Raw genomic sequence first — 23,818 nt, 5'->3', positions numbered from 1 at the left:
TTTTATAACAAATAAAGAAGTTCAACAGTAATTATGTTGAACTTCTTTATTTGTTCACTCATTATCAACTCGTTTTAACGGTTGATCTGCTGGACCTTCAAGAACGTCTCCTTCAATTGAAAAACGAGAACCATGGCAAGGACAATCCCAGGTACAATCACCATTATTCCATTCAACTTCACAGCCGAGATGTGTACAAGTTGTATCGACGATATGTAATTTTCCTTCTTTGTCCTTATAAGCACCTGCTCGTTTACCGTTAACATGTACGACAGATCCTTCACCAACTTCGAGATCTTCTGGCTTACGTAATGCGGTTTCGATCTTTCCTTCAATTAAATGTTTCGCAACATCAATGTTCTGGGAGAGGAACGTTTTTATATCTGGATTTGCATGGAAGCGTGATGGTGCATACAGTTCTTTATAGGGACTGTGGACTTTTAGGATGGAGTCCTTCAGTAGCTGAGCAGCAGCAGTTCCAGTTGTCATTCCCCATTTGCGATATCCAGTTGCAACAAATATATTTGGATTTCTTTCGTTAATATGTCCGATATAAGGAAGCTTATCTAGAGTGATTAAATCTTGTGCTGACCATCTATAAGGAACCTCGTCTATTCCAAAAGTTGCTTCAGCAAAAGAATAGAGTGCTTCATAATGAAGCATCGTATTTATTCCTTGTCCTGTTTTATGACTTTCTCCGCCAATTAAAATTAATTTCTCTCCATTGTTTGTTATATAGCGTAAGGAGCGCTTTGGATCATCAATACTTAAATACATGCCACCTGGATAATCTGTTTTGGCTTTTATTGCAAGAGCGTAGGAGCGTTCTGCGTACATTCGCGTAAAGAAAAAGCTATTCGCATCATAAAAAGGAAAATGTGAACAAGAGACAACATATTCACAAGTGATATGATGGCCCTCTTTTGTAATTATTTGTGGATAATCTCCCTTTTCCACATCCATAGCTGTTGTTTGTTCGTAGACCTTTCCACCCATCTCCACAAACTTTTCTAAAAGTGTTTTTAAATAAAGAAGGGGATGGAATTGTGCTTGATTTTTCATGACAAGTGCAGATTGTACTGGAATAGGAATCGATAGAGATTGAACATAATCACAAGGTATATTTAATTTTTGATAAGCTTCATATTCTTTCGATAAATTTCTTAATCCGTTATCAGTAGTTGTATATAAATATGAATCTTCATTTGAGAAATTACAGTCGATTTTATATGTTTGAACAGTTTCGTTTATGAATTGTAGAGCCTGATTATTTGATTCATAGTAAAGCCCGGCCTTTTCTACACCGAAGTGATTTATTAATTCATCATAAATAAGATCATGTTGTGCTGTTACTTTCGCTGTTGTATGCCCAGTCGTCCCGTTTAAAATACGACCAGAATCAATTAAAACAACATCGATGCCTTCTTTTGCAAGTAAATAGGCAGTAGTAATACCTGTAATACCAGCACCGATAATAGCAACTTTCGCCTTTATATTTTCGGATAAACGAGGGAAAGTAGGAAACTGAGTAGATTCAATCCAATAAGATAGCGGCAGTTGTGGAAATGTATCACTTGTCATTGCTGAAACCTCCTGATTTTAGAACAATTTTCCTTTTAATATTTCCATATTATATGAAATTCATGTGTGCTGTTTTAGAAGAAGTCTATTTTTATTAAAAGAGGTTATAAATTATTTTAATATAATTAATTAGGTGGGGCATTATGAAGAAGTAGGATTTATATAAAACTAAATTCAAGTGATTCTGTTTGTTGATTACATAGATATTTATTGAATGAGATAGGGTCTATGGCGTTTAAGAAAATGTCTATAGATAGTGGATAAATCCTTATGTAATATATACATTTTCTTTAGTGAAATAAAGTATGATTATAAAAATATAACCAACTTTTATTACTAGGTCATAAAAGTTGTTGACAATATAGAAATTCTATTGTTATGATTCATCATGTGGAAAGGTTGATAGAGAGTAAAAAGAGAAATGTTTTTCATTGATAATAAAAGCGAAAAATAAGTGACGATAGAGTGAGTATATTTTCCTTATAATACATGCTTTTTGGATCATTTAGTAAAATCAATCTGGAAGCAAGAATTGATATATGTAAGTTGCGCAAGGCGCGGCATAAGAAAGGGGCAAAAGGATGAAGGAGCTTCATACATTTGGGTGGTATGCAGCACGTGTATCACCACATTTGCCGAAAAAAGCATTTAAACCAGTGCCTACTCGTTTATTTGGTGGATTGGCTTATTTGCTTGTGGCATTGTCGGGATTAATATCGATTGGTGTATTTGAATTGAATGTGTGGGCGAATCTAGGAATTGCGATTGTTCTTGGATTATGTTTTGCTTCACTAGGATTTTTAGGGCATGAAATTTTACATGGAACTGTTGTAAGAAAGGCATGGCTTCGTGACTTCTTAGGAGCGATTGCATTTATGCCATTATCAACAGGGCCAAAGCTTTGGAGAAAGTGGCATAATGCAACGCATCATGTTCATACACAGCATGAAGAGAATGATCCGGATGCATGGCCGACACTTGAGAAACTTAAGAAGAGTAAGTTTTTGAGTTGGGTATATCGTATGCCTCTACATGTACGTTCATTCTTTAGTTTTCTGTCACTAACAATTCAATTTACATTGCATTCGACTCGAATGTTCTTTCATTTTATAAAAGAGTTCAAGTCATCCAATCAAAAATCTGTATGGCTTCAACTTCTTTTGCCTTGGACAGTTTGGATTAGTTTATTGTTTATTATGGGACCTGGAAAATGGTTATTTGCATATGTCATTCCGTTGTTAATTGCTAACTTTATTGTAATGGCATATATCGCAACAAATCACCGCTTAAATCCAATTGTTCCAGTAAATGATCCGTTAGCAAACTGCTTATCAGTAACAGTGCCGCGCTGGGTAGACGTTTTGCATTTCAATTTCTCATATCATACAGAACATCATCTGTTCCCTGCTATGAGCTCTAAATACTATCCGTTAGTAAAAGAGAAGATTAAAGAAATGTGGCCGGAACGTTATCACGAAATGCCGATGACAAAAGCATTGGCAGCACTTTGGAATACACCACGTGTGTATTATCACGGAAGTGAATTAGTTGATCCGCATAGAGAGCATTTCTACGGTTCTTTAGGAAATGGCTTAGACCCTCATAATATTTCATATCGTGAGGAACATATAGAAGAAAAAGAGAGTATTAAAAAAATAAATCAGTAAAAATTAATATATTTTTGCAGTGAAAAAGCAAGCCATCTCAGGCTTGCTTTTTCTTATAAAGAAACTTCCTTTTTGTTCTTTTTATTGACTTGGAAGGAGTTAGTTTCTTTTCGTTGTAATCGTTTTTCTAAAAGATTAACAAAATAAGTAAATAGAAGAACAAGTACGAGATAGTATGCACCAACGATTATGTAAGTATCTAATTGTTGGAAGTTACCTGCTGCAATTGATAAACCCGATCCCCATAATTCGGACATTCCTACATAAGCAACAAGTGAAGAATCTTTTAATCCGATAATAAATTGGTTTCCTAGAGGAGGAAGAGACAGACGAAATGCTTGTGGTAATATAATTCGTCGCATAGCTAAAGGATAAGGCATGCCTAAAGAGCGAGCTGCTTCTAATTGTCCTCGGTCAACGGATTGAATAGATCCACGGAAAATTTCCGTAATATATGCACCGTTATGAATTGCTAAAGCGATTGCTCCTGCCCAAAAAGGGGTGAAAACAACAACAGATGTAATTCCAAAATAGAGAATGGCAATTTGAACAATTAAAGGTGTACCACGAATAATAGCAATGTAGACATGAGCGATACTATTTAAAACTTTATTGTTAGAGATTCGAAAGAAAGCGAATAATAATCCAATTAATGAACCGAGTACTAGGGAAGTTAATGTTAATTGTAATGTGACAATAGTAGCTTTTAAGAGTGTGGGATAGGAAGAGATAAAAATTTCAAACATGCGTTTCACCTCATATTGTATAGATTTTAGTAGAGAATGAAATGCCCCACATAAAATGAACACTTAATCAGTGGGGCACTGTTTATGAATCTTTTGAATGGCTAACTTACTTACTTCGTTTTTTCCTCTTCACCAAGAATATTACGTCCGAACCATTTTTTACTGATCTTATCATACGTACCATCTTTAATGATTTCATCTAACGCTTTATTTACTTTCTCAACCATTTCTTTATTATCTTTGCGAATAGCAATTCCCATTTCATCAAGATTTAATGGTTTTCCGGCTTCTTTTATATTCGATTTTCCTTCTTTTATCATACGTAGACCAACCATTTGATCCGTAATTACTGCGTCAACACGCCCAGGCTCTAAATCCATAAGAGCAGTAATATCACTGTCATATTCTGTGATTTGATCTGTATATTTTGCAACAAGATTTTTAAAGGTACTAGCTTTTACAACACCAATTTTCTTACCTTTTAAATCTTCTGGAGAAGAGATAGCGGTATTCTTTTTAGCTACAAAAATTTGGGCGCCAGAGCGATAGTACGGATTTGAGAAACTAACAGCTTTTAAGCGCTCCTCTGTAATTGCCATACTACCCAGTATTACATCATATTTCTTCGCTTGAAGACCTTGAATTAGCGTTTCCCATGGGTTTGTAACTGGCGTAGCCTTCATGTTCATCTTTTTAGCAAGAGCTTCACCGATTTCTACATCAAAACCGACAAGTTTGCCGTCATTTTCTTTATAGTTAAAAGGTTTGTATAATCCACTCATCGCATAGCGAAATTCTTTTTCACCATTTGATGAAGTAGTAGAACTTTCTTTGCTACAAGCTCCTAGTATGAAGGATGTACATAGTGTAATGCTCGCAACAATGGTTAATAGTTTTCTTTTCATAAAACCCCTCCTATATATTGATCATACGGATGGTTTTTTAGTATGTTATTGAAATATTTTATTTGGATGATTAGTTGTGCACCGTATGAATGTATTCCTTTTCGTTTGAAACAGAAGTTACATTATAAAACGTTGCGTAAAAATTGTTTCGCTCGTTCATGTGATGGAGCTGAAAAGAATTGTGCTGGCGGAGCATCTTCTACAATCTTTCCATCGTCCATAAAGATGACGCGATCAGCTACATCTTTTGCGAAATTCATTTCATGAGTAACAATAACCATTGTCATCCCTTCTTCAGCAAGTTCTTTCATAACTTGCAATACTTCTCCAACAAGTTCAGGGTCTAAAGCTGAGGTAGGCTCATCAAATAGCATAATCTTAGGGCTCATTGCAAGAGCTCGTGCAATGGCAATGCGCTGTTTTTGACCACCTGAAAGAAGATGAGGAGTTACATCCGCTTTATCTTGAAGGCCGACTTTTTGGAGAAGTTGATTTCCAATATCCTTTGCATTTGCTTTCTCTAATTTTTTTACGTGAATAGGTGCTTCTATGATGTTTTCTAGTGAGGTCATATGAGGAAAGAGGTTAAAGTGCTGAAAAACCATACCGACATTTTCACGGACTTTATTTAAATTTGAATGCTTTGGATCAATTCGCTCACTTTGTAAGTGGATTTCACCTTCATCGTACATTTCTAAAAAGTTAAGACAGCGAAGTAATGTACTTTTACCAGAACCACTGGCACCAATTAAAACAACAACTTCTTTTTCTTTTACTTCTAAATCAATTCCTTTTAACACATCAAGTGAACCGAATGATTTTACTAGATTTCGAACTTGAATCATACAAAACCCCCAGTTAAAAATATATTTTACAAATGTTGCCCCTTATTTCTGTTATTAGTCATAAATTGTCAGAATCCTTTATTTTTTTCGTGCAATTTGATATTCAAAGAAATAATATTTTTAAAATCTCTATATCCTTCTATAATGAAAATATGGATAATAATATATAGGTAGTATTTATATTGCTTATAAAAAGGGGGAAAGGAAAGATGGAAAAAGAAAGAAAAACATTTTCTTTTGGATTACGTACACAACTTATGCTATTCACTACAGTTTTAGCTTTTATTACATATTCAACAAGTATATTTTTTATTTACGTGATATACGATTATTTTCAAAGTTATGTAAGTCAAACTCTATATAATATTATCGTTATGTTATTAGGGGTAGTATGGTCTGGAATTTTAGCATATGGAGCAGCCGTATTTTTAATTAAACCACTTCGCAAGTTAGAGGAAGCGGCAAGAAAAGCAGCTGAGGGTGATATTCGTGAAGATGTTCCATTACCGAAGACAGATGATGAAATTAAATCTTTAAGTGTTGCATTTAATATGATGTTAGGAAACTTAAGGGGCATGGTAAAAAATATTGATACAACATTTTCGTATACAAATAATCAAGTACAGCAGATTAGAAAACAAACAGGCGAAGCAACGAGACAAGCGCAAGGTGTATCTGAGACACTTGCAGAGATTTCTTCAGGCGCTGAGCAATCAGCGGCATCAATTCAAGCAATTGTTTCTGCTGTTGATACAACGACGTCTATTGCAAGTGAAGTAGAAGAAAAAGCGAAGCAGTCTGATACGTTGTCTTCAGAAATGGTTCAAGCTTTAGGGCATAGTACTCGTGTCTTTACGTCTTTAATTCAAGGTATTCAAACATTGGCAAAAGAAAATGAAAATTCAATGCAAAATGTACAGAAGTTAGAAGAACGAATGAAACAAGTAGAACATATTGTGTCTGTTGTGAGTGCGATTGCTAGCCAAACGAATTTATTAGCACTAAATGCTTCTATTGAGGCAGCTCGCGCAGGAGAGCATGGAAGAGGTTTTGCGGTTGTTGCGGAAGAAGTACGTAAACTTGCTGATGAAAGTGATCATTCTGCAAGAAACATATCGCAGTTATTACGGAATATGCAAGATGAAGTACAACAAGTTGCAATGAAAATGACAGAACAAGTGAAAATAGCTAAAGAAGAGGCGAAAAGTGGGGAAGTTACGGAATTAATTTTAAAAGAAATGTCATCAAGTGTTATGGAAGTAGCCGATGCAACTCAGCAAATCAGTAGTTATATGAATGAACAAGTGAGCCACATTCATCAAACAGGAGCACAAACAAAAGCTGTAGCAGCAATTGCTGAAGAAACGTCAGCCAGTTCGCAAGAAGTGGCGCGTGTGACGCTACAACAGTCTAAAAATATGGTAGTAATCGATCAATTATTAAAGGATTTAGAGAAGCAAGCAACTGATTTGAAACAAACAATTGAACGATTTTCAATGTAAAAGGAAGAACAGAATGCTGTTCTTCTCTTTTTTATTTAGCTTAATTTAATATTTATAGTTAAACTATGAACGTTTCCGCAACATTCTTTTCTGTCCCTTTCGGATGAAAATTATAGCGAGCTATAATATTAAAAGGGGTGTCTTTTATGAAAAAAGAAAAAAGACAACGGTTAATTAAACAATTTGTAAAGGAGTATGAAATAGATAAGCAAGAAAGATTAGTAGAATTGTTAGCAAAAAAAGATGTATTAGTAACACAAGCTACGATTTCTCGCGATATTCGTGAGTTAAACTTAACGAAGGTACCTTCTCAAGAAGGATTAATGATATATAAAGTTTTCTCAGAAGAGCATTTACAAACTGATATAAAGTTAAAGAAAAAATTACGAGAAGTTGTTGTGAAAATTGATTGTGTAGATCAATTAATGGTTATTAAAACATTACCTGGTAATGCACATGTTATTGGTGTTTTATTTGATGAGTTAGATTGGAAAGAAAAAATAGGATGTATATGTGGAAATGATACATGCCTTATAATTTCACAGTCGAAATCAGATAGGGAGATTATAGAAGAAAGATTAAATTTAATTATTTAGATACAAAAATCCTGTTTTTAATAAAATTAAAAACAGGATTTTTGTTTAAATACGGAAGTTAAATATTCAAAGTATATGCGTAATATATGTATTTTTTACTGAGAAAGCGAGATAGTTTGGTATAAAAATACATATTCGTATGATTTTAAAAAAATAACTTGTTTAATATTTCACAATGATAATGTGGATGCTTTCACAAAGATGAAAGTGCAGAGCATTTATTATGTACTTGTAAGACATCAAACATATTTAAAAGGAGGTACAACAAATGAAACATCCGATACATGTTACTTCAGAAATTGGAGAATTACAAACGGTTTTATTAAAACGACCGGGTAAAGAAGTGGAAAACTTGACGCCAGATTATTTGCAGCAATTATTATTTGACGATATTCCATACTTGCCAATTATTCAAAAAGAGCATGATTATTTTGCACAAACGTTACGCAATCGGGGTGTTGAAGTTCTTTATTTAGAAAAACTAGCTGCTGAGGCGTTAGTAGATAAAAAACTTCGAGAAGAATTTGTTGATCGTATTTTAAAAGAAGGACAGGCCGACGTAAATGTTGCACATCAAACTTTAAAAGAATATTTACTTTCCTTTTCAAATGAAGAATTAATTCAAAAAATTATGGGCGGTGTACGGAAAAGTGAAATTGAAACAAGTAAGAAGACACATTTATATGAATTAATGGAAGATCATTATCCGTTTTACTTAGATCCAATGCCTAATTTATATTTTACTCGTGATCCAGCAGCTAGCGTGGGCGATGGCTTAACGATAAATAAGATGAGAGAACCAGCGCGTAGACGTGAATCATTATTCATGGAGTATATCATCAAATATCATCCAAGATTTGCAAAACATAATGTACCAATCTGGTTAGATCGTGATTATAAATTTCCAATTGAAGGTGGCGACGAGCTAATTTTAAATGAAGAAACAATTGCGATTGGAGTATCTGCTCGTACTTCAGCTAAAGCAATTGAACGTTTAGCTAAAAATCTCTTTAGCCGACAAAATAAAATTAAGAAAGTGTTAGCGATAGAAATTCCAAAATGCCGAGCATTTATGCATTTAGATACAGTATTTACAATGGTTGATTATGACAAGTTTACAATTCATCCAGCCATTCAAGGGCCAAAAGGGAATATGAATATTTATATTTTAGAAAAAGGATCAGATGAGGAAACTCTTAAAATTACACATCGTACTTCTTTAATGGAAGCATTAAAAGAGGTATTAGACTTAAGTGAATTAGTTCTTATTCCATGTGGAGGAGGAGATGTAATTGCTTCTGCTCGTGAACAATGGAATGATGGCTCGAACACATTAGCAATTGCGCCAGGTGTAGTTGTTACATATGATCGCAACTATGTATCTAATACGTTATTACGTGAACACGGTATAGAAGTGATTGAAGTGCTAAGTTCGGAATTATCTCGTGGTCGTGGGGGTCCACGTTGCATGAGTATGCCAATTGTTCGTAAAGATATTTAGTATAAATAACGGAGAAAGTAGGGATGAATTATGTTAATGACTAGACCGAATTTAAAAGGAAGAAGCTTTCTAGCAGAAAAAGATTTTACACAAGAAGAATTGTTATATTTTCTAGATTTGGCAGCAGAATTAAAAGAGAAAAAGAAAAATGGTATTCCGCATCATTATTTAGAAGGTAAAAATGTAGCGCTCTTATTTGAAAAAACTTCTACTCGTACGCGTTGTGCATTTACAGTAGCATGTACAGATTTAGGGGCAAATCCTGAATATTTAGGGAAAGGTGATATTCAACTTGGGAAAAAAGAATCTGTAGAGGATACAGCAAAAGTGTTAGGGCGTATGTTTGACGGAATTGAGTTTCGTGGATTTAATCATGAAACTGTAGAATCTTTAGCACAAAATTCTGGTGTGCCGGTTTGGAATGGATTAACAGATATGTGGCATCCAACACAAACACTAGCAGATTTATTAACAATTAGAGAACATATAGGGAAATTGAAAAATGTGAAGCTCGTTTACGTTGGCGATGGACGAAATAATGTTGCTAATAGCTTACTAGTTGGTGGAGCAATCGTTGGAATGGATGTATGTATTTGTACACCGGAATCTTTATGGCCTGCACAAGAAGTAATTGATTTAGCAAAAAAATATAATGAACAGGTAATGATAACAAGTAATGTGGAAGAAGCTGTTGCGAATGCAGATGTAATTTATACAGATGTATGGGTGTCTATGGGGGAAGAAGAAAAATTTGCTGAACGTGTCGAGTTATTGAAACCTTATCAAGTAAATATGAAAATGATTAAAGCAACAGGGAATGAAAACGTGATTTTCTTACATTGTTTACCTGCATTTCATGATGTTGAAACGATGTATGGCGAAGAAGTTTACGAGAAATATGGGTTGAAAGAAATGGAGGTAACTGACGAAGTATTCCGCAGTAAACATTCAAAAGTATTTGATCAAGCTGAAAATAGAATGCATACAATTAAAGCGGTTATGGCAGCTACTTTAGGAAACATGGAGTAAAGAAGAAAGGGAGTCTTCCTTTCTTCTTTCTCCTCCTTTAGACACTATCATTCACTATTGCTTTTGTATTGTTATTGCAATTAAAGAGAGGTGAGTGGAATGGGTGAAGATAAGAAATTAGGGTTGTTTACACTAACGGCTCTTGTAGTTGGGTCTATGATTGGCGGTGGAGCATTTAATTTAGCGAGTGATATGGCAAAAGGTGCTGGTGCGGGGGCCATTATTATTGGTTGGGTTATAACAGGAATTGGGATGATTGCACTCGGATTATCTTTTCAAAATCTAACTGTAAAACGGCCAGATTTAGATGGTGGTATTTTTAGTTATGCAAAAGCAGGATTTGGTAATTTTATGGGATTTAATAGTGCGTGGGGATATTGGCTATCTGCTTGGCTTGGGAATGTAGCTTACGGTACATTATTATTTTCTTCATTAGGATATTTCTTCCCGATCTTTGAAGGCGGTCAAAATGTAGAATCCATTATTGGTGCAAGCGTATTATTGTGGTGTGTTCACATGTTAATTTTACGTGGAGTTCAATCAGCAGCACTTGTGAATTTAGTAACTACAATCGCAAAATTAGTACCTGTATTTGTATTTATTGTCATAGGAATCTTCGCGTTTCATATTGATACGTTCTTAGATGGATTTTGGGGGCAAACTGGTTCTTTTTCATGGGGAGCAGTTGGCAGCCAAGTTAAAAGTACAATGCTTGTAACTTTATGGGTATTTATTGGGGTAGAAGGGGCTGTTGTTTTATCCAGTCGAGCAAAAAATAGAAGTGATGTAGGGAAAGCAACCGTTATTGGCTTAATTGGTACACTCATCATTTACATTTTAATCACATTATTGTCTCTTGGACTTATGCAGCAAGCAGATATTGCAGGTTTGAAAAATCCGGCTATGGCTTATTTATTTGAAAGTGTTGTTGGAAAATGGGGTGCTATCTTTATTAATTTAGGTTTGGTCATCTCTGTATTAGGTGCTTGGTTAGGTTGGACTTTGCTCGCTTCTGAAATTCCATATTTAGCGGCTAAAGATGGAGTGTTTCCAAAATGGTTCGCAAAAGAAAATAAAAATAAGGCTCCAGTAAATTCATTATGGATAACAAATGGTTTAATACAAATATTCTTGTTAACATTCGTCGTTTCTGATCAGGCGTATAACTTTGCATTCTCTTTAGCATCTTCAGCTATTTTAATCCCATATGCTTTTTCAGCATTTTATCAACTGAAGCATAGCTTAAAATCTGAAGAAGTAGATCGAAATAAAAATATAATAATTGGTTTGATAGCAAGTATTTATGGTGTGTGGTTAGTTTATGCAGCTGGTTTAGAGTATTTATTATTAACAATGACTTTATATGCGCCAGGTATTTTTATTTTTTACAATGTTCAAAAGCAAAAGAGTTCGAAGCAAATATTTACTCGAGTGGAATTAGCATCATCCGTAGCAATTGGTGCTTTAGCATTCTTTGCGATTTATGGATTAATTACAGGCAGTATTACTTTATAAAGCGCTGTGAAAGCGAAATGAACTGGAGGGCTGAAATATGGCACGAAGAAAAATTGTAGTTGCACTAGGGGGAAATGCGATACAGTCTGGAGAAGCTACTGCGGGAGCGCAGCAAGAAGCGTTGGAAAAAACGGCAGAACAACTTGTGAAAATAATGGAAAATGATGTGGATATAGTAATTGCGCATGGAAATGGCCCACAAGTGGGGAATATTTTATTACAGCAAAAAGCTGCAGAAACGGAAAAGACACCTGCAATGCCATTAGATACTTGTGGGGCAATGAGCCAAGGGATGATTGGATATTGGATGGAAAATGCGATTGAAAAGGCATTAAAAAAACGGAATATACAAAAAGATGTAGCAACGGTTATAACGCGCGTTGTTGTGGATAAAAAAGATGAGGCATTTAAAAATCCAACTAAACCAATTGGTCCTTTTTATACAGAAGAAGAGGCCAGAAGATTAATGGATGAAACGAAAGCAGTGTTTAAAGAAGATGCTGGTAGAGGATGGAGACGTGTTGTTCCATCACCGAAGCCTGTAAGTATTCATGAACATAAAGTGATTAATTCTTTGGTGGAAGATGGAAACATAGTGATAGGTGTTGGCGGGGGTGGAATTCCAGTAATTGATTCCGAAGAAGGGTTAAAAGGAACTGAAGCGGTTATCGATAAAGATTTCGCTGCGCAGAAATTAGCAGAATTAGTAGATGCCGATACGCTCGTTATTTTAACTGCAGTTGATCATGTGTATGTAAATTATAATCAACCGAATCAAAAAAAATTAGAGCATGTCACAGTGAATCAATTAGAAGAATATATTGAAGAACAACAATTTGCTGCGGGAAGCATGCTTCCAAAAATTGAAGCTGCTATTAATTTTGTTAACACAAATCCAAAAAGAAAAACAATTATTACGTCTTTAGAAAAAGTATATGAAGCACTAGAAGAAAAAGCTGGTACTATTATTTCAAAACAGAATGTATGCATGTATGTTTAAATTATTATGTACGCTACTTAGTAGTAAAAAAAGAATGAGGTTAATAACTTCATTCTTTTTATTTATTAATATTTTTTGTACTCATTGTTCATAAAGTTTTCATGATGAGATCTGAATATATAAGTTAATTATGATAAAATTCAAATTGAATACGCTTTCTTGATTTTTCGCTCCAACATACAGCAAGAGAGAGGGAATTTTATGAATAGACGGAACGTAGTGAAAGACCTAAAGCAGTTCGAATTATTTGCTCATTTAACAGAAAAAAAATTGAAAGGGTTAACAGAGTTTGTTTATTGGCGAACTTATAAAAAAGGTCAATTTTTATTTTTAGAAGGGGATTCAAGGGAAAGAATCTACTTTATGTTAGATGGTTTTGTAAAGTTAGAGCGGGTTAATCAAAATGGGAACTTATTATACGATGACTATGTAAAGCGGTATTCTATTTTTCCTTATGGTGGTATGTTTACAGACAGAGGATATAACTATACAGCAGAAGCGATGACGGATGTGGAAGTATATTATATTCCCACGGTAATCTTTGAAGATGTGGTAAAATCTAGCAAAACGCAATTGATGTACGTTGTTCAGCAATTATCATCTATATTAAAATTGAACGAAAATCGAGTGCAAAATATTACAATTCCTAATGCACAAGATCGTGTTATCCAGACGTTAAATTATTTAATGCAGGATTTAGGAGAACAGAGTGGGGAAAAGATTGTAATTTCATGTCCGCTTACAACAATTGAAATATCCAAAATATCTGGAACATCTCGAGAGACAGTTAGCAGCGTATTAAAACAATTAAAAAATGAGAGCATTGTTACAATTTTAGATAAAAAAATTACAATACATGATCCAACATATTTTGAAGAAATTTCTATGTGAAAATTGTATATTAATTTTTTAATTCATAATGTATATTAATAAGGTTCTTTATATATTTATAAGGAACTTTTTTACGTTATCCTCTATAAAAAGATTGTATAGTATGGTAATAATAGCTAAAATCGATAATAAAAAACAAAGTGAAGGGGAGAAAGAATGATTCGTATTGAGTATGATCGATTAGTAGCTATTTGTTACAGTATAGGGGTTTTGTTATTATTAAAAATTCCAAATGATAATGAATTAATTGGGGAAAAACTATTCAACGTCTATAGGGTTCCGATACATACGTATGTTTATATGGATTATAAAGTCTCAAATATATTGATTGTTTCTTTCATACTACATGTAATTGCATTTATATTATTTTTAAAATGGCTAGGAAAAAAGGAGTCTAGTACATTTAGAAAAACGAATAAGATAAAAGTAGTAGGCATTAGTATTTTGATTGTAATGATGCCGTTTATTTTAAATACAATCCTCCAGACATTGAATAAAACATGGTACTACGCAGGAAAAACAGGGGTAGAAGCAATAGAATATAAAAAAGAAGATAGCCAGTGTAGAATGGAGAAAAAAGGAGAGAATATCCAACCGAAGTGCATTGTTACTTTAAAAAATTATCGTAATCATTCACAAGCATTAAAAGTTGTTTTATATGATAATGCAAACGAGAATTCAAAAAGCTATCCAGTACCGAAACCAGTCTATTTACAAAAACACGAGACAAAGCAATTCGAATTTCAAGTTCCTGTTTCTTATAATAGAGGTATTGAAAAAGATAAAGTACCAAATATTAAATTACATTTATTGCATGAAAATGATGAGAAATACAATTAATTCGTAATTGAAAGCTTATGAGTAGGAGCAATCATTTGAAACGATATAGAAAATCAACTTGAATCATCCAACATACTGCGAGGTAACGGCATATTGGATGATTTTTTTATGTTATCCCCTTTTTCACGTATGAAAAGGAGGAATACTTTGTTGGAAATGAAAAACATTACAAGGATCATACATAGTTTTTACTTTACGCAATCTGTGAAAGTTAGAGCCATAATAACTAGTTTGCCAATTTTTAATGTCGATATCGGGCCAGTTAACATAATCACCTAGTGTATAAGGGTCTAAGCTTTCTCGTAAACCTTTAACCCAGCGTATATTTCGATTTTCTTCATCATCGCATTTCCAAGAGGTAATGTATTCTTGAGCAATAATTGCTTTACGATGAAAATAAGCCGTTTCATTCGGCGAAATATTTTCAACAGCACCTATGAGCGATTGATGCCAAATACTAGCATCTTTATTTGGGGCATGAGAAAGAAAGTATTGCATGATTTGAATGCCTTTAAGGGGAATAGGTTTATAGACATAGGAACCAGAGCGCTTGAAATTTTCAGGGATGTTACCGCCATTAAAAAATTCAACAGCCTTTATATAAGGAACTTCTTCTATAAAGAGAGAGGGGCTACCAGTTTCAAGAAGAGGGGATAATAGGAAATGGAGTTCAGAGGGAGAACCGACAAACTCGCCTTGTGCTTTGATTTTATTTCGTTGCTTGGCGAATAATTCGATCGATGAAGTGAGACGTTCATCTATATAAGGTGCCCAGTTTTGCCACGCTTGAAATGCAGCAATAAAGTCGTCCCATTCCCATGTAATTGAGAAAATTGATACATTTTTTATCGGGTGGACTCGAAAAGTTAAGGAAGTGACAATTCCGAAGTTGCCACCACCGCCACCACGGCATGCCCAAAAAAGGTTAGAGTTCTCTTGTTCATTTGCACGAATGAGTTTTACACCAAATTTTCCACACGCTTGTACCATTTCCACTTCCATTAATTGATCACATGTTAATCCAAATAAGCGCGAAAGCATACCAATACCACCGCCAAGTGCTAATCCAACAATTCCAACGCTTGCACTTGTACCAGCAGGAATTGTAACACCGTAATTCCAAAGTTCTTTATAAACAGTGCCAAGATTTGCACCAGCCTCAATTGTTGCTGTTAATTTCTCTGTATTAACAGTAATGCGATGCATTTCACTCACATCAATAATAAGTCCTCTATTTAAAAGAGAAAAATTTTCATAGCTATGACGTCCGCTTCTTAACCGAAATGGTATATGACGTTCACGTGCCCATTTTAAGGCGTTACAGATATCCTTGTTATTTTGACAAAAAACAATAATACAAGGGAGTTTTGGAATACTTAAATTTAAATTCATTCGGGCTACGTCGTAGTCAGGATCTGTGGGAACAACGATACGACCTGTTAATTTTGTTTGCTTCAATTTATTACTCCTTTCTAAAATAATCAGAGCTTTTTATTAATATATGAAAAATGTCTGTAATACGCGTGGACAAGGAGAGGTGAAGAATGAGATTTACCTTTGTGAGAAATAAATAAAGCATAAGAATAAAGAATCTACATAGAGTTCAATGAAAACAGTTGCAAACTGTTCATATTTTGTTATGATAGTGTTACGAAAACGTTTGCATAAAATTCCGATGGGATGCAAAAGGAGAGAATGACTATGAATAAGACATGGTGGAAAGAAGCGGTTGCTTATCAAATTTATCCACGAAGCTTTATGGATTCAAATGGTGATGGTATTGGAGATTTACAAGGTATTATTGCAAAACTGGATTATTTAAAAGACTTAGGTATAGATGTAATTTGGATTTGTCCAATGTATAAATCGCCTAATGATGATAATGGTTATGATATTAGTGATTATCAAGATATTATGGATGAGTTTGGTACAATGGCAGACTTTGATGCTTTACTAGATGAAGTTCATAAGCGTGATATGAAGCTAATTATTGATTTAGTTATTAATCATACGAGTGATGAACATCCATGGTTTATTGAATCACGTTCATCTAAAGATAATCCGAAGCGTGATTGGTATATTTGGCATGATGGTAAAGATGGTGCGGAGCCAAACAACTGGGAAAGTATTTTTAATGGTTCGGCATGGGAATATGATGAAGAAACAGAACAATATTATTTACATCTATTCTCACGTAAACAACCAGATTTGAACTGGGAGAATAAAGAAGTTCGCGAAGTACTATATGATACGGTTAATTGGTGGCTTGATAAAGGTATTGATGGTTTCCGCGTTGATGCAATCAGTCATATTAAAAAAGAAGAAGGCTTTAAGGATATGCCAAATCCAAAAGAGTTAAAATATGTGCCATCTTTTGATAAACATATGAATGTGAAAGGTATTCAACCTTTATTAGAAGAGCTAAAAGAAAATACATTCTCTAAGTACGATATTATGACTGTTGGTGAAGCAAATGGCGTTAAGATTGAAGATGCTGAGCTTTGGGTTGGAGAAGAGCAAGGTAAGTTCAATATGGTATTCCAGTTTGAACATTTAAGTTTATGGGATGCAGAGAAGAAGAAAGACCTTGATGTTGTAGGATTGAAAAAAGTATTAACGAAATGGCAAAAAGGATTAGAAAATAAAGGATGGAACGCTTTATATATTGAGAATCACGATAAACCACGTATCGTTTCAACATGGGGAGATGACAAACAATATTGGCGTGAAAGTGCAACAGCTCTAGGGGCGATGTATTTCTTTATGCACGGTACACCGTTTATTTATCAAGGCCAAGAAATTGGTATGACAAATGTTCAGTTACCAAATATTGAAGATTACGATGATGTAGCAATTAAAAATTTATATCGCGAGAAGATTGCAGAGGGCGTACCACATCAAGATATGATGGAGATTATATGGGCTTCTTGCCGCGATAATTCACGTACACCTATGCAGTGGAATGATGAGATGAATGCTGGTTTCACAACAAGTACACCTTGGTTTAGCATGAATCCAAATTACAAAGAAATTAATGTTGAAAAGCAAAAAAATGAAGAAAAGTCTATTTTCAATTTCTATAAGAAAATGATTGCCCTGAAAAAAGAGCACGATGTACTGAACTATGGTACGTACGATTTACTTTTAGAAGACGATCCACAAATTTATGCATATACACGTACGTTACAGGATGAAAAAGTCATTGTAATTAGTAATATCTCAAAAGAGGAAGCTGTGTATAATGAGGGTTCATTTGCACTAGAACGCAAACGTTTGCTTTTAAATAACTATGAAGTTGCGGAACATGAAGAAGTAACAACAATTGCTTTAAAACCTTATGAAACAAGGGTTTATCGCATTTCATAATAAAAAAGGATGCTCTTTGAGCATCTTTTTTTATGAAAAAAAATAAATTTCTATTGCAAAGTGAAAACGCTTTTATTAAAATAGATTTATGAAAACGGTTGCGTAAAGATAAAAATAAAGTAATATAAGGAATCGTTTTCATAAAGGGAACAGAAATTATAATTTAAATCATTATGTTGTTATAAATAAAGGGGAGGAAGAACAGATGAAAATTACGTCTTTTGATTTTTGGCAAAAGTTCGGGAAAGCTTTATTAGTTGTTGTAGCCGTAATGCCAGCAGCTGGTTTAATGATTTCCATCGGTAAGTTAATTGGTATGTCTGCTGGGGATGTTAACGCAGTTCATACAATCGCTCGCGTAATGGAAGACATCGGTTGGGCAATCATTACAAATCTACACATCTTATTCGCAGTAGCAATTGGGGGATCTTGGGCGAAAGATCGCGCGGGTGGTGCATTTGCAGCGCTATTAGCATTCGTCTTAACAAACCGAATTACAGGAGCTATATTTGGCGTAAACGCTGAAATGTTAGCGGATTCAAAAGCGAAAGTTTCTTCAGTAATAGCGGGAGATTTAATTGTAAAAGATTACTTTACTTCTGTACTTGGTGCACCTGCATTAAACATGGGAGTGTTCGTAGGGATCATCACAGGTTTCTTAGGAGCTACTTTATATAACAAATATTATAACTATAATAAACTGCCACAGGCATTAGCATTCTTTAATGGAAAACGATTTGTACCATTCGTTGTAATTCTTTGGTCTACAGTTACTGCGATTGTATTATCACTTCTATGGCCATTCATCCAAAGTGGGTTAAATGAATTTGGTCGCTGGATTGCAGCTTCAAAAGATAGCGCACCAGTTGTTGCACCGTTTGTATATGGAACGTTAGAGCGTTTATTATTACCATTTGGTTTACACCATATGTTAACGATTCCGATGAACTATACAGAGCTAGGCGGAACATATACGATGCTAACTGGTTCAAAAGTTGGACAAGTTGTAGCAGGACAAGATCCATTATGGCTTGCATGGATTACAGATTTAAATAATTTATTAGCAAATGGAGATACGAAGGCATATAACGATTTATTAAATAACGTTGTACCAGCTCGTTTCAAAGCTGGACAAGTTATCGGCTCAACAGCAGCGTTAATGGGGATTGCATTTGCGATGTTCCGTAACGTTGATAAAGAAAAGCGTGCAAAATATAAACCAATGTTTTTATCAGCAGCATTAGCAGTATTCTTAACAGGTGTAACAGAACCAATTGAATTCATGTTCATGTTTATTGCTCCAGTATTATATGTTGTATATGCTATTACAACAGGACTTGCATTCGCACTAGCTGATTTAATTAACTTACGTGTTCATGCATTTGGATTTATTGAGTTAATTACTCGTACACCAATGATGGTTAACGCAGGTTTAACAAGAGACCTAATCAACTTTGTTATTGTTTCATTAGTGTTCTTCGGTCTTAACTTTACACTATTTAATTTCTTAATTAAAAAATTCAACTTACCAACACCAGGGCGTGCAGGTAACTATATTGATAATGAAGATGAGGCATCAGAAGGAACAGGAAATGTACAAGATGGTTCATTAGCAACAAAAGTTATCGATTTATTAGGTGGAAAAGAAAATATTGCTGACGTAGATGCTTGTATGACACGCTTACGTGTAACAGTAAAAGACTTAGATGTTGTTGCACCAGAAGCACAGTGGAAACAAAATGGTGCTTTAGGGCTTATTGTAAAAGATAAAGGTGTACAAGCGGTATATGGTCCGAAAGCTGACGTATTAAAGTCAGACATTCAAGATATGTTAGGTGCGTAATAATATGAAATTGCTAACTTTAAACTGTCATTCTTGGCAAGAAGAGAATCAAATAGAAAAGATACAATACCTTGCTAAAGTAATTCAAGAAGAAGAGTACGATGTCATCGCATTACAAGAAGTAAGTCAGTCCATACAAGCTGAAAATGTATGCGGTAACAAGAAAAAAGATAATTTTGGACTTTTACTATTAGAAGAGTTAAAAGCGCTACATGTAAAAGATTACAATATTACTTGGGATTTCTCTCATATTGGTTATGACGTGTACGAAGAAGGATTAGCGATTATAACGAAGCATAATATTATAAAAGAAGATACGTTCTTTATTTCAGAAAACGAGGATACAACGTATTGGAAAACGCGTAAAATTGTAAGTACAACACTTGCTTATAATGGTAAGGATATAACGTTTTACTCTTGCCATCTCGGTTGGTGGAATGATGAAGAAGAGTCATTCAAAGGTCAATTCGATCGTTTGATGGAGCGTGTAGATAGCAATAAGCTCGCCTTCTTAATGGGAGATTTTAATAACAATGCTCGCTTGGAAGGCGAAGGTTATGAGTATATGATGCAAAAAGGGTTGTATGACACATATGAATTAGCAATAGAGAAGGATGAAGGAACGACTGTCCAAGGCGAGATTGCTGGTTGGGATGAAAATAAACATAGTTTGCGAATCGATCTAATATTGTGTAACCAAAGTAAAAAGGTTCATTCTTCAAAAGTTATTTTTAATGGTACAAACAGAAATGTAATTTCAGATCATTTCGGTGTAGAGGTTCAATTGGATATATAATAGAAGAAATCCTCACAGAGAATAAAAGCTGTGAGGATTTTTTTTAGGAATACAAGTATTTCCAAGAGAAAATACTTGTATTTTTTATGACATTTCATATATATTTGTTATTATTGAATGTAAAACCGATTTGGTCATTTTGTATTCATACTTTGACTCACTTCGTTATATAATGAAGTAAGTGAAAGTTAATGGGAAAAAATAGTACGTTTTTGGTTAATACACGATGTAGAAAGTGATATAATTGCAAAATGCATGTATCATTTTCTAAAGAAGGAAAAATATATAATTAGGTGATAACTTCTATGAAACAGATTTGGCGTATTTATAAGACAGATTTACGGAATGTAGCCAAACATTGGGCTGCAATTGTTATTGTTTTAGGATTAATGATTTTACCATCGTTATATGCATGGTTTAACATTAAAGCTTCTTGGGATCCGTATGGAAATACAAAAGAGGTTCCCATTGCAGTTTCTAACCAAGATGCAGGTTCTAATTTAAGAGGGAAAGATATTAATATCGGGAAAGAGATTGTAGACTCCCTTAAGAAAAACAAAAATCTTGGCTGGAAATTTGTAGATGAAAAACAAGCAATTTACGGAGTTGAGCGTGGGGATTATTATGCAAGTATTACGATTCCAAAAGACTTCTCTGAAAAAATCGCAACTGTTCTGGATGAAAATCCGAAAAAACCAGAACTGGATTACTATGTGAATGAAAAAGTAAACGCGATCGCACCGAAGATTACAGCAAAAGGTGCATCAGGTATTACAGAAGAAATTAGTAAAAACTTTGTTAAAACAGCAAACGGTGAGATTTTTAAAATTTTCAATGACCTTGGAATCGATTTAGAAACAAACTTACCAAGTATCGAAAAAGTAAAAGATCTTGTATTTAAGTTAGAAGCGCAGTTCCCAGAAATGAATACACTCATGGATAAGGCGTTAGATGATGCGACTCGAGCAGAAGATATTGTGAAAGTGGCGCAAAAAGATTTACCTGTTGTAGAGAGTGTAATAAATGATGGGCAGGAAGCATTGGCGAATTTAGATAAGTTCTTTGCAAGACAAGATCAAACATTAAAAAACGCTCCAGGAACGATAAGAAATGATTTAGTAGTAGCAAAAGGCGTTATGGATAGTGCAGCTGTATTTACTAACTTTTTAATGAATCCAGGTGTGGATTTAAATATTCCTGATTTCTCTGGAATGAATGGATTACCTGAATTCCCTGCAAGACCGGACCTTTCTAAGTTGAATAATGACGGATATAAAAGTATAGCGCAAAATATTAATCAAACAGTAAATAATGTTTTAAGCTCATCACGTGCAGGAACAGCTTATGGGAAAAGTGTTTTAAATGGATTGCAAAATGGTCAGTTTGATCCAGAACAAGCAAAGAAAGATTTAAATGCAGTATCAAATCAATTGCAAGCTCGTACAGAAGGTATTTCGTATCTTATTAATGTATTTACTGAACTTCAAAACTCAGCGACGACTGATTTTGGAAAAAGCTTTTTCCAAGGGCGAGTGGATCGCCTAACTAAGCTGAAAAGTGGTATGGAAAATGCAAACAACGGTATTAAAGATATTGTAAATGTTATCGGTACAGGACAAGAAGTAAAGAAAGATGTAACAGATGTAGCAAATCAAAAATTAGATGCAGCAAATGCATTAATTGATCAAGCTGAAAAAGATTATAATGAAACGTTTGTAGCAGATTATAAAAAAGCAGTTAGCACAGTAGATCAAGCTAAAGCTAATGCGAATGAAATATACGATAATGCAAAAGCTGATTATGATAAAGCGAAAAATGGTCTAGAAAGTACTAAATCTAGTGTCCAAAAAGCACTAGAGGATGTACAAAACAAAGGTATTAATGGTTTAGAAGGTTCGAAGGAAGCCTTGAAAAGCTTAAATGGTCAATTCCAATCTGGAATCGGTTTAATTGATGATATGATTCCAGTTCTAGAAAGTACAAATAAGGTTTTAGCGGATGTAAATAGTGATAAAAACCTTAATAATGGAATCGCAAAATTAAATAAAGCGAAAAGTAGTCTGCAAAAAGGTGTAGATGCAACGAATAAGGGGATTACACTTCTTAACAATGGACAGAAACCTACAAAAGATGTAATTGAAAGTATTAACAATGCTGCGAAGGGCGGATCAGCTCAATTAACAGATGTATTATCGACGTATGATTCAGAGATTGTACCTAACTTCAATACAGCAATTGCTCGTACAAAAGAGATGTCGAAAAATACAACTCAAATTTTAAACGATGCAGACAAAAAGCTTCCAGATGTTAAAAAGTTACTAGAAGATTCATCAAAAGGCTTGGTAGACGGTAGAAAGAAATTAGTAGACATTAAAGCTGAAATGCCGGAGACTGAGAAAAAGATTAAAGATTTAGCAAATAAAATTCGTGATTTTGAATCTGAAGAGGATTTAAAAGACATCATACGCTTATTGAAAAACGATGTTGAGAAGCAAAGTGATTACTTTGCGAATCCAGTAAATTTAAAAGAAAATAAATTATTTGCGATGCCGAACTACGGTTCAGCGATGTCACCATTCTATACAGTGCTTGCATTATGGGTAGGCGCATTATTAATGGTTTCATTATTAACGGTAGAAGTACACGAAGAGGGCGCGAATTATAAGAGCCATGAAATTTACTTCGGACGTTTATTAACATTCTTAACGATAGGTCTTTCACAAGCGTTTATCGTATCGATGGGAGATATATTCTTACTCGGTACGTACGTAGTCGATAAGTTCTGGTTTGTGTTATTTAGTTTATTTATTGGTGGAGTCTTCGTTTGTATCGTATACTCACTCGTTTCTATTTTCGGAAACGTTGGGAAATCGATGGCGATCATTTTACTTGTACTGCAAGTAGCAGGATCGGGCGGAACATTCCCAATTCAAATGACACCAGCGTTCTTCCAAGCAATTTATCCGTTCTTACCGTTCACGTATGCAATTAGTGCAATTCGTGAAACAGTTGGCGGAATGCTTTGGGATATCGTAACACGAGATTTACTTGTGTTAAGTGTTTTCGTAGTAGTTATGATTGTTGCTGCGTTATTACTGAAAACACCAATTAACAAATCAAGTGAAAAATTTGTTGAGAATGCAAAAGGAAGTAAAATCATTCATTAAGAAAAGGTTCCTACCGAGAGCGGTAGGA

17 protein-coding genes and 2 pseudogenes are annotated in these 23,818 nt (G+C 34.4%); 14 read left to right on the top strand and 5 right to left on the bottom strand.

What is annotated here, in order from left to right; all coding sequences use genetic code 11:
* Nucleotides 1-54: 54 nt before the first annotated feature.
* Nucleotides 55-1,581: an FAD-dependent oxidoreductase gene (locus N2V92_RS05480; RefSeq protein ID WP_000199973.1), complete on the bottom strand. Its 1,527-nt coding sequence runs from the start codon at nt 1,579-1,581 to the stop codon at nt 55-57.
* A 581-nt stretch (nt 1,582-2,162) separates the two neighbouring features.
* Between N2V92_RS05480 and N2V92_RS05475 the strand changes: the two genes are divergently transcribed.
* The gene (locus N2V92_RS05475; protein ID WP_000661228.1) at nt 2,163-3,248 is read left to right on the top strand and encodes a fatty acid desaturase family protein; all 1,086 of its coding nucleotides are present in this window, start codon (nt 2,163-2,165) and stop codon (nt 3,246-3,248) included.
* 53 nt (nt 3,249-3,301) lie between these two features.
* Here N2V92_RS05475 and N2V92_RS05470 read toward each other — a convergent pair whose 3' ends face one another.
* The 3 genes from N2V92_RS05470 to N2V92_RS05460 all read right to left on the bottom strand — a co-directional run bounded on the left by N2V92_RS05470 (nt 3,302) and on the right by N2V92_RS05460 (nt 5,744).
* Nucleotides 3,302-4,057 (bottom strand): amino acid ABC transporter permease, encoded by a 756-nt coding sequence (locus tag N2V92_RS05470; RefSeq protein ID WP_003255986.1) that lies wholly within the window; start codon nt 4,055-4,057, stop codon nt 3,302-3,304.
* Nucleotides 4,058-4,104: 47 nt separating this feature from the next.
* Nucleotides 4,105-4,899, bottom strand: a complete 795-nt coding sequence (locus tag N2V92_RS05465) for an ABC transporter substrate-binding protein (RefSeq protein WP_000823756.1) — start codon at nt 4,897-4,899, stop codon at nt 4,105-4,107.
* Between the two features lie 122 nt (nt 4,900-5,021).
* Nucleotides 5,022-5,744: an amino acid ABC transporter ATP-binding protein gene (locus N2V92_RS05460; protein ID WP_016078581.1), complete on the bottom strand. Its 723-nt coding sequence runs from the start codon at nt 5,742-5,744 to the stop codon at nt 5,022-5,024.
* 209 nt (nt 5,745-5,953) lie between these two features.
* On the opposite strand from N2V92_RS05460, the pseudogene N2V92_RS30000 reads away from it, so the two are divergent.
* The 9 genes and pseudogenes from N2V92_RS30000 to N2V92_RS05420 form a co-directional block, all read left to right on the top strand.
* A pseudogene (locus N2V92_RS30000) lies at nt 5,954-6,304 on the top strand (HAMP domain-containing protein); the annotation flags it as partial.
* Nucleotides 6,305-6,673: 369 nt separating this feature from the next.
* A pseudogene (locus tag N2V92_RS29995) lies at nt 6,674-7,246 on the top strand (methyl-accepting chemotaxis protein); the annotation flags it as partial.
* A gap of 146 nt (nt 7,247-7,392) precedes the next feature.
* Entirely contained in the window at nt 7,393-7,842 is a 450-nt protein-coding gene (argR, locus tag N2V92_RS05450; protein WP_000711822.1) for an arginine repressor, read from the top strand.
* A gap of 268 nt (nt 7,843-8,110) precedes the next feature.
* Nucleotides 8,111-9,343 carry an arginine deiminase gene (gene arcA / locus N2V92_RS05445; protein WP_000682343.1) on the top strand — a complete coding sequence of 411 codons (1,233 nt, stop codon included), beginning with the start codon at nt 8,111-8,113 and terminating at the stop codon, nt 9,341-9,343.
* 30 nt (nt 9,344-9,373) lie between these two features.
* Nucleotides 9,374-10,372, top strand: a complete 999-nt coding sequence (gene argF, locus N2V92_RS05440) for an ornithine carbamoyltransferase (RefSeq protein WP_000930288.1) — start codon at nt 9,374-9,376, stop codon at nt 10,370-10,372.
* A 99-nt stretch (nt 10,373-10,471) separates the two neighbouring features.
* A complete protein-coding gene (gene arcD / locus N2V92_RS05435; protein WP_000503413.1) occupies nt 10,472-11,887 on the top strand; it encodes an arginine-ornithine antiporter in 1,416 nt (471 codons plus the stop codon).
* 37 nt (nt 11,888-11,924) lie between these two features.
* Entirely contained in the window at nt 11,925-12,887 is a 963-nt protein-coding gene (arcC, locus tag N2V92_RS05430) for a carbamate kinase (protein WP_170264975.1), read from the top strand.
* 201 nt (nt 12,888-13,088) lie between these two features.
* Nucleotides 13,089-13,778, top strand: a complete 690-nt coding sequence (locus tag N2V92_RS05425; protein WP_001081908.1) for a Crp/Fnr family transcriptional regulator — start codon at nt 13,089-13,091, stop codon at nt 13,776-13,778.
* Between the two features lie 156 nt (nt 13,779-13,934).
* Nucleotides 13,935-14,618 (top strand): hypothetical protein, encoded by a 684-nt coding sequence (locus tag N2V92_RS05420; RefSeq protein WP_016078583.1) that lies wholly within the window; start codon nt 13,935-13,937, stop codon nt 14,616-14,618.
* A 123-nt stretch (nt 14,619-14,741) separates the two neighbouring features.
* Here N2V92_RS05420 and N2V92_RS05415 read toward each other — a convergent pair whose 3' ends face one another.
* Complete coding sequence (locus N2V92_RS05415) at nt 14,742-16,076, bottom strand: FAD-dependent oxidoreductase (protein WP_016078584.1); 1,335 nt, start codon at nt 16,074-16,076, stop codon at nt 14,742-14,744.
* Between the two features lie 243 nt (nt 16,077-16,319).
* Here N2V92_RS05415 and N2V92_RS05410 point away from each other — a divergent pair, with 243 nt between their 5' ends.
* The 4 genes from N2V92_RS05410 (at nt 16,320) to N2V92_RS05395 (ending at nt 23,790) form a co-directional block, all read left to right on the top strand.
* Entirely contained in the window at nt 16,320-17,984 is a 1,665-nt protein-coding gene (locus N2V92_RS05410) for a glycoside hydrolase family 13 protein (protein ID WP_001044700.1), read from the top strand.
* 205 nt (nt 17,985-18,189) lie between these two features.
* Nucleotides 18,190-19,827 (top strand): PTS transporter subunit IIBC, encoded by a 1,638-nt coding sequence (locus N2V92_RS05405; protein WP_000705560.1) that lies wholly within the window; start codon nt 18,190-18,192, stop codon nt 19,825-19,827.
* Between the two features lie 4 nt (nt 19,828-19,831).
* The gene (locus tag N2V92_RS05400; protein ID WP_016078585.1) at nt 19,832-20,623 is read left to right on the top strand and encodes an endonuclease/exonuclease/phosphatase family protein; all 792 of its coding nucleotides are present in this window, start codon (nt 19,832-19,834) and stop codon (nt 20,621-20,623) included.
* A gap of 305 nt (nt 20,624-20,928) precedes the next feature.
* Nucleotides 20,929-23,790: a YhgE/Pip domain-containing protein gene (locus N2V92_RS05395; RefSeq protein ID WP_000810075.1), complete on the top strand. Its 2,862-nt coding sequence runs from the start codon at nt 20,929-20,931 to the stop codon at nt 23,788-23,790.
* The last annotated feature ends 28 nt before the right edge of the window (nt 23,791-23,818 follow it).

Origin of the sequence: Bacillus sp. CH_48 (genome assembly GCF_038008465.1) — a bacterium.
In the GTDB taxonomy this organism is placed as follows: domain Bacteria; phylum Bacillota; class Bacilli; order Bacillales; family Bacillaceae_G; genus Bacillus_A; species Bacillus_A thuringiensis_S.
This window is presented reverse-complemented; position numbering and strand designations above follow the sequence as displayed.

Excerpts from the sequence above, each read along its gene's own strand:
- N2V92_RS05395 (WP_000810075.1), top strand. The coding sequence starts at position 20,929 with ATGAAACAGATTTGGCGTATTTATAAGACAGATTTACGGAATGTAGCC.
- N2V92_RS05475 (WP_000661228.1), top strand. The coding sequence starts at position 2,163 with ATGAAGGAGCTTCATACATTTGGGTGGTATGCAGCACGTGTATCACCA.
- N2V92_RS05425 (WP_001081908.1), top strand. The coding sequence starts at position 13,089 with ATGAATAGACGGAACGTAGTGAAAGACCTAAAGCAGTTCGAATTATTT.
- N2V92_RS05410 (WP_001044700.1), top strand. The coding sequence starts at position 16,320 with ATGAATAAGACATGGTGGAAAGAAGCGGTTGCTTATCAAATTTATCCA.
- N2V92_RS05460 (WP_016078581.1), bottom strand. The coding sequence starts at position 5,744 with ATGATTCAAGTTCGAAATCTAGTAAAATCATTCGGTTCACTTGATGTG.
- argR (WP_000711822.1), top strand. The coding sequence starts at position 7,393 with ATGAAAAAAGAAAAAAGACAACGGTTAATTAAACAATTTGTAAAGGAG.
- N2V92_RS05405 (WP_000705560.1), top strand. The coding sequence starts at position 18,190 with ATGAAAATTACGTCTTTTGATTTTTGGCAAAAGTTCGGGAAAGCTTTA.
- N2V92_RS05400 (WP_016078585.1), top strand. The coding sequence starts at position 19,832 with ATGAAATTGCTAACTTTAAACTGTCATTCTTGGCAAGAAGAGAATCAA.
- argF (WP_000930288.1), top strand. The coding sequence starts at position 9,374 with ATGTTAATGACTAGACCGAATTTAAAAGGAAGAAGCTTTCTAGCAGAA.
- N2V92_RS05480 (WP_000199973.1), bottom strand. The coding sequence starts at position 1,581 with ATGACAAGTGATACATTTCCACAACTGCCGCTATCTTATTGGATTGAA.
- N2V92_RS05420 (WP_016078583.1), top strand. The coding sequence starts at position 13,935 with ATGATTCGTATTGAGTATGATCGATTAGTAGCTATTTGTTACAGTATA.
- arcA (WP_000682343.1), top strand. The coding sequence starts at position 8,111 with ATGAAACATCCGATACATGTTACTTCAGAAATTGGAGAATTACAAACG.
- N2V92_RS05465 (WP_000823756.1), bottom strand. The coding sequence starts at position 4,899 with ATGAAAAGAAAACTATTAACCATTGTTGCGAGCATTACACTATGTACA.
- arcC (WP_170264975.1), top strand. The coding sequence starts at position 11,925 with ATGGCACGAAGAAAAATTGTAGTTGCACTAGGGGGAAATGCGATACAG.
- arcD (WP_000503413.1), top strand. The coding sequence starts at position 10,472 with ATGGGTGAAGATAAGAAATTAGGGTTGTTTACACTAACGGCTCTTGTA.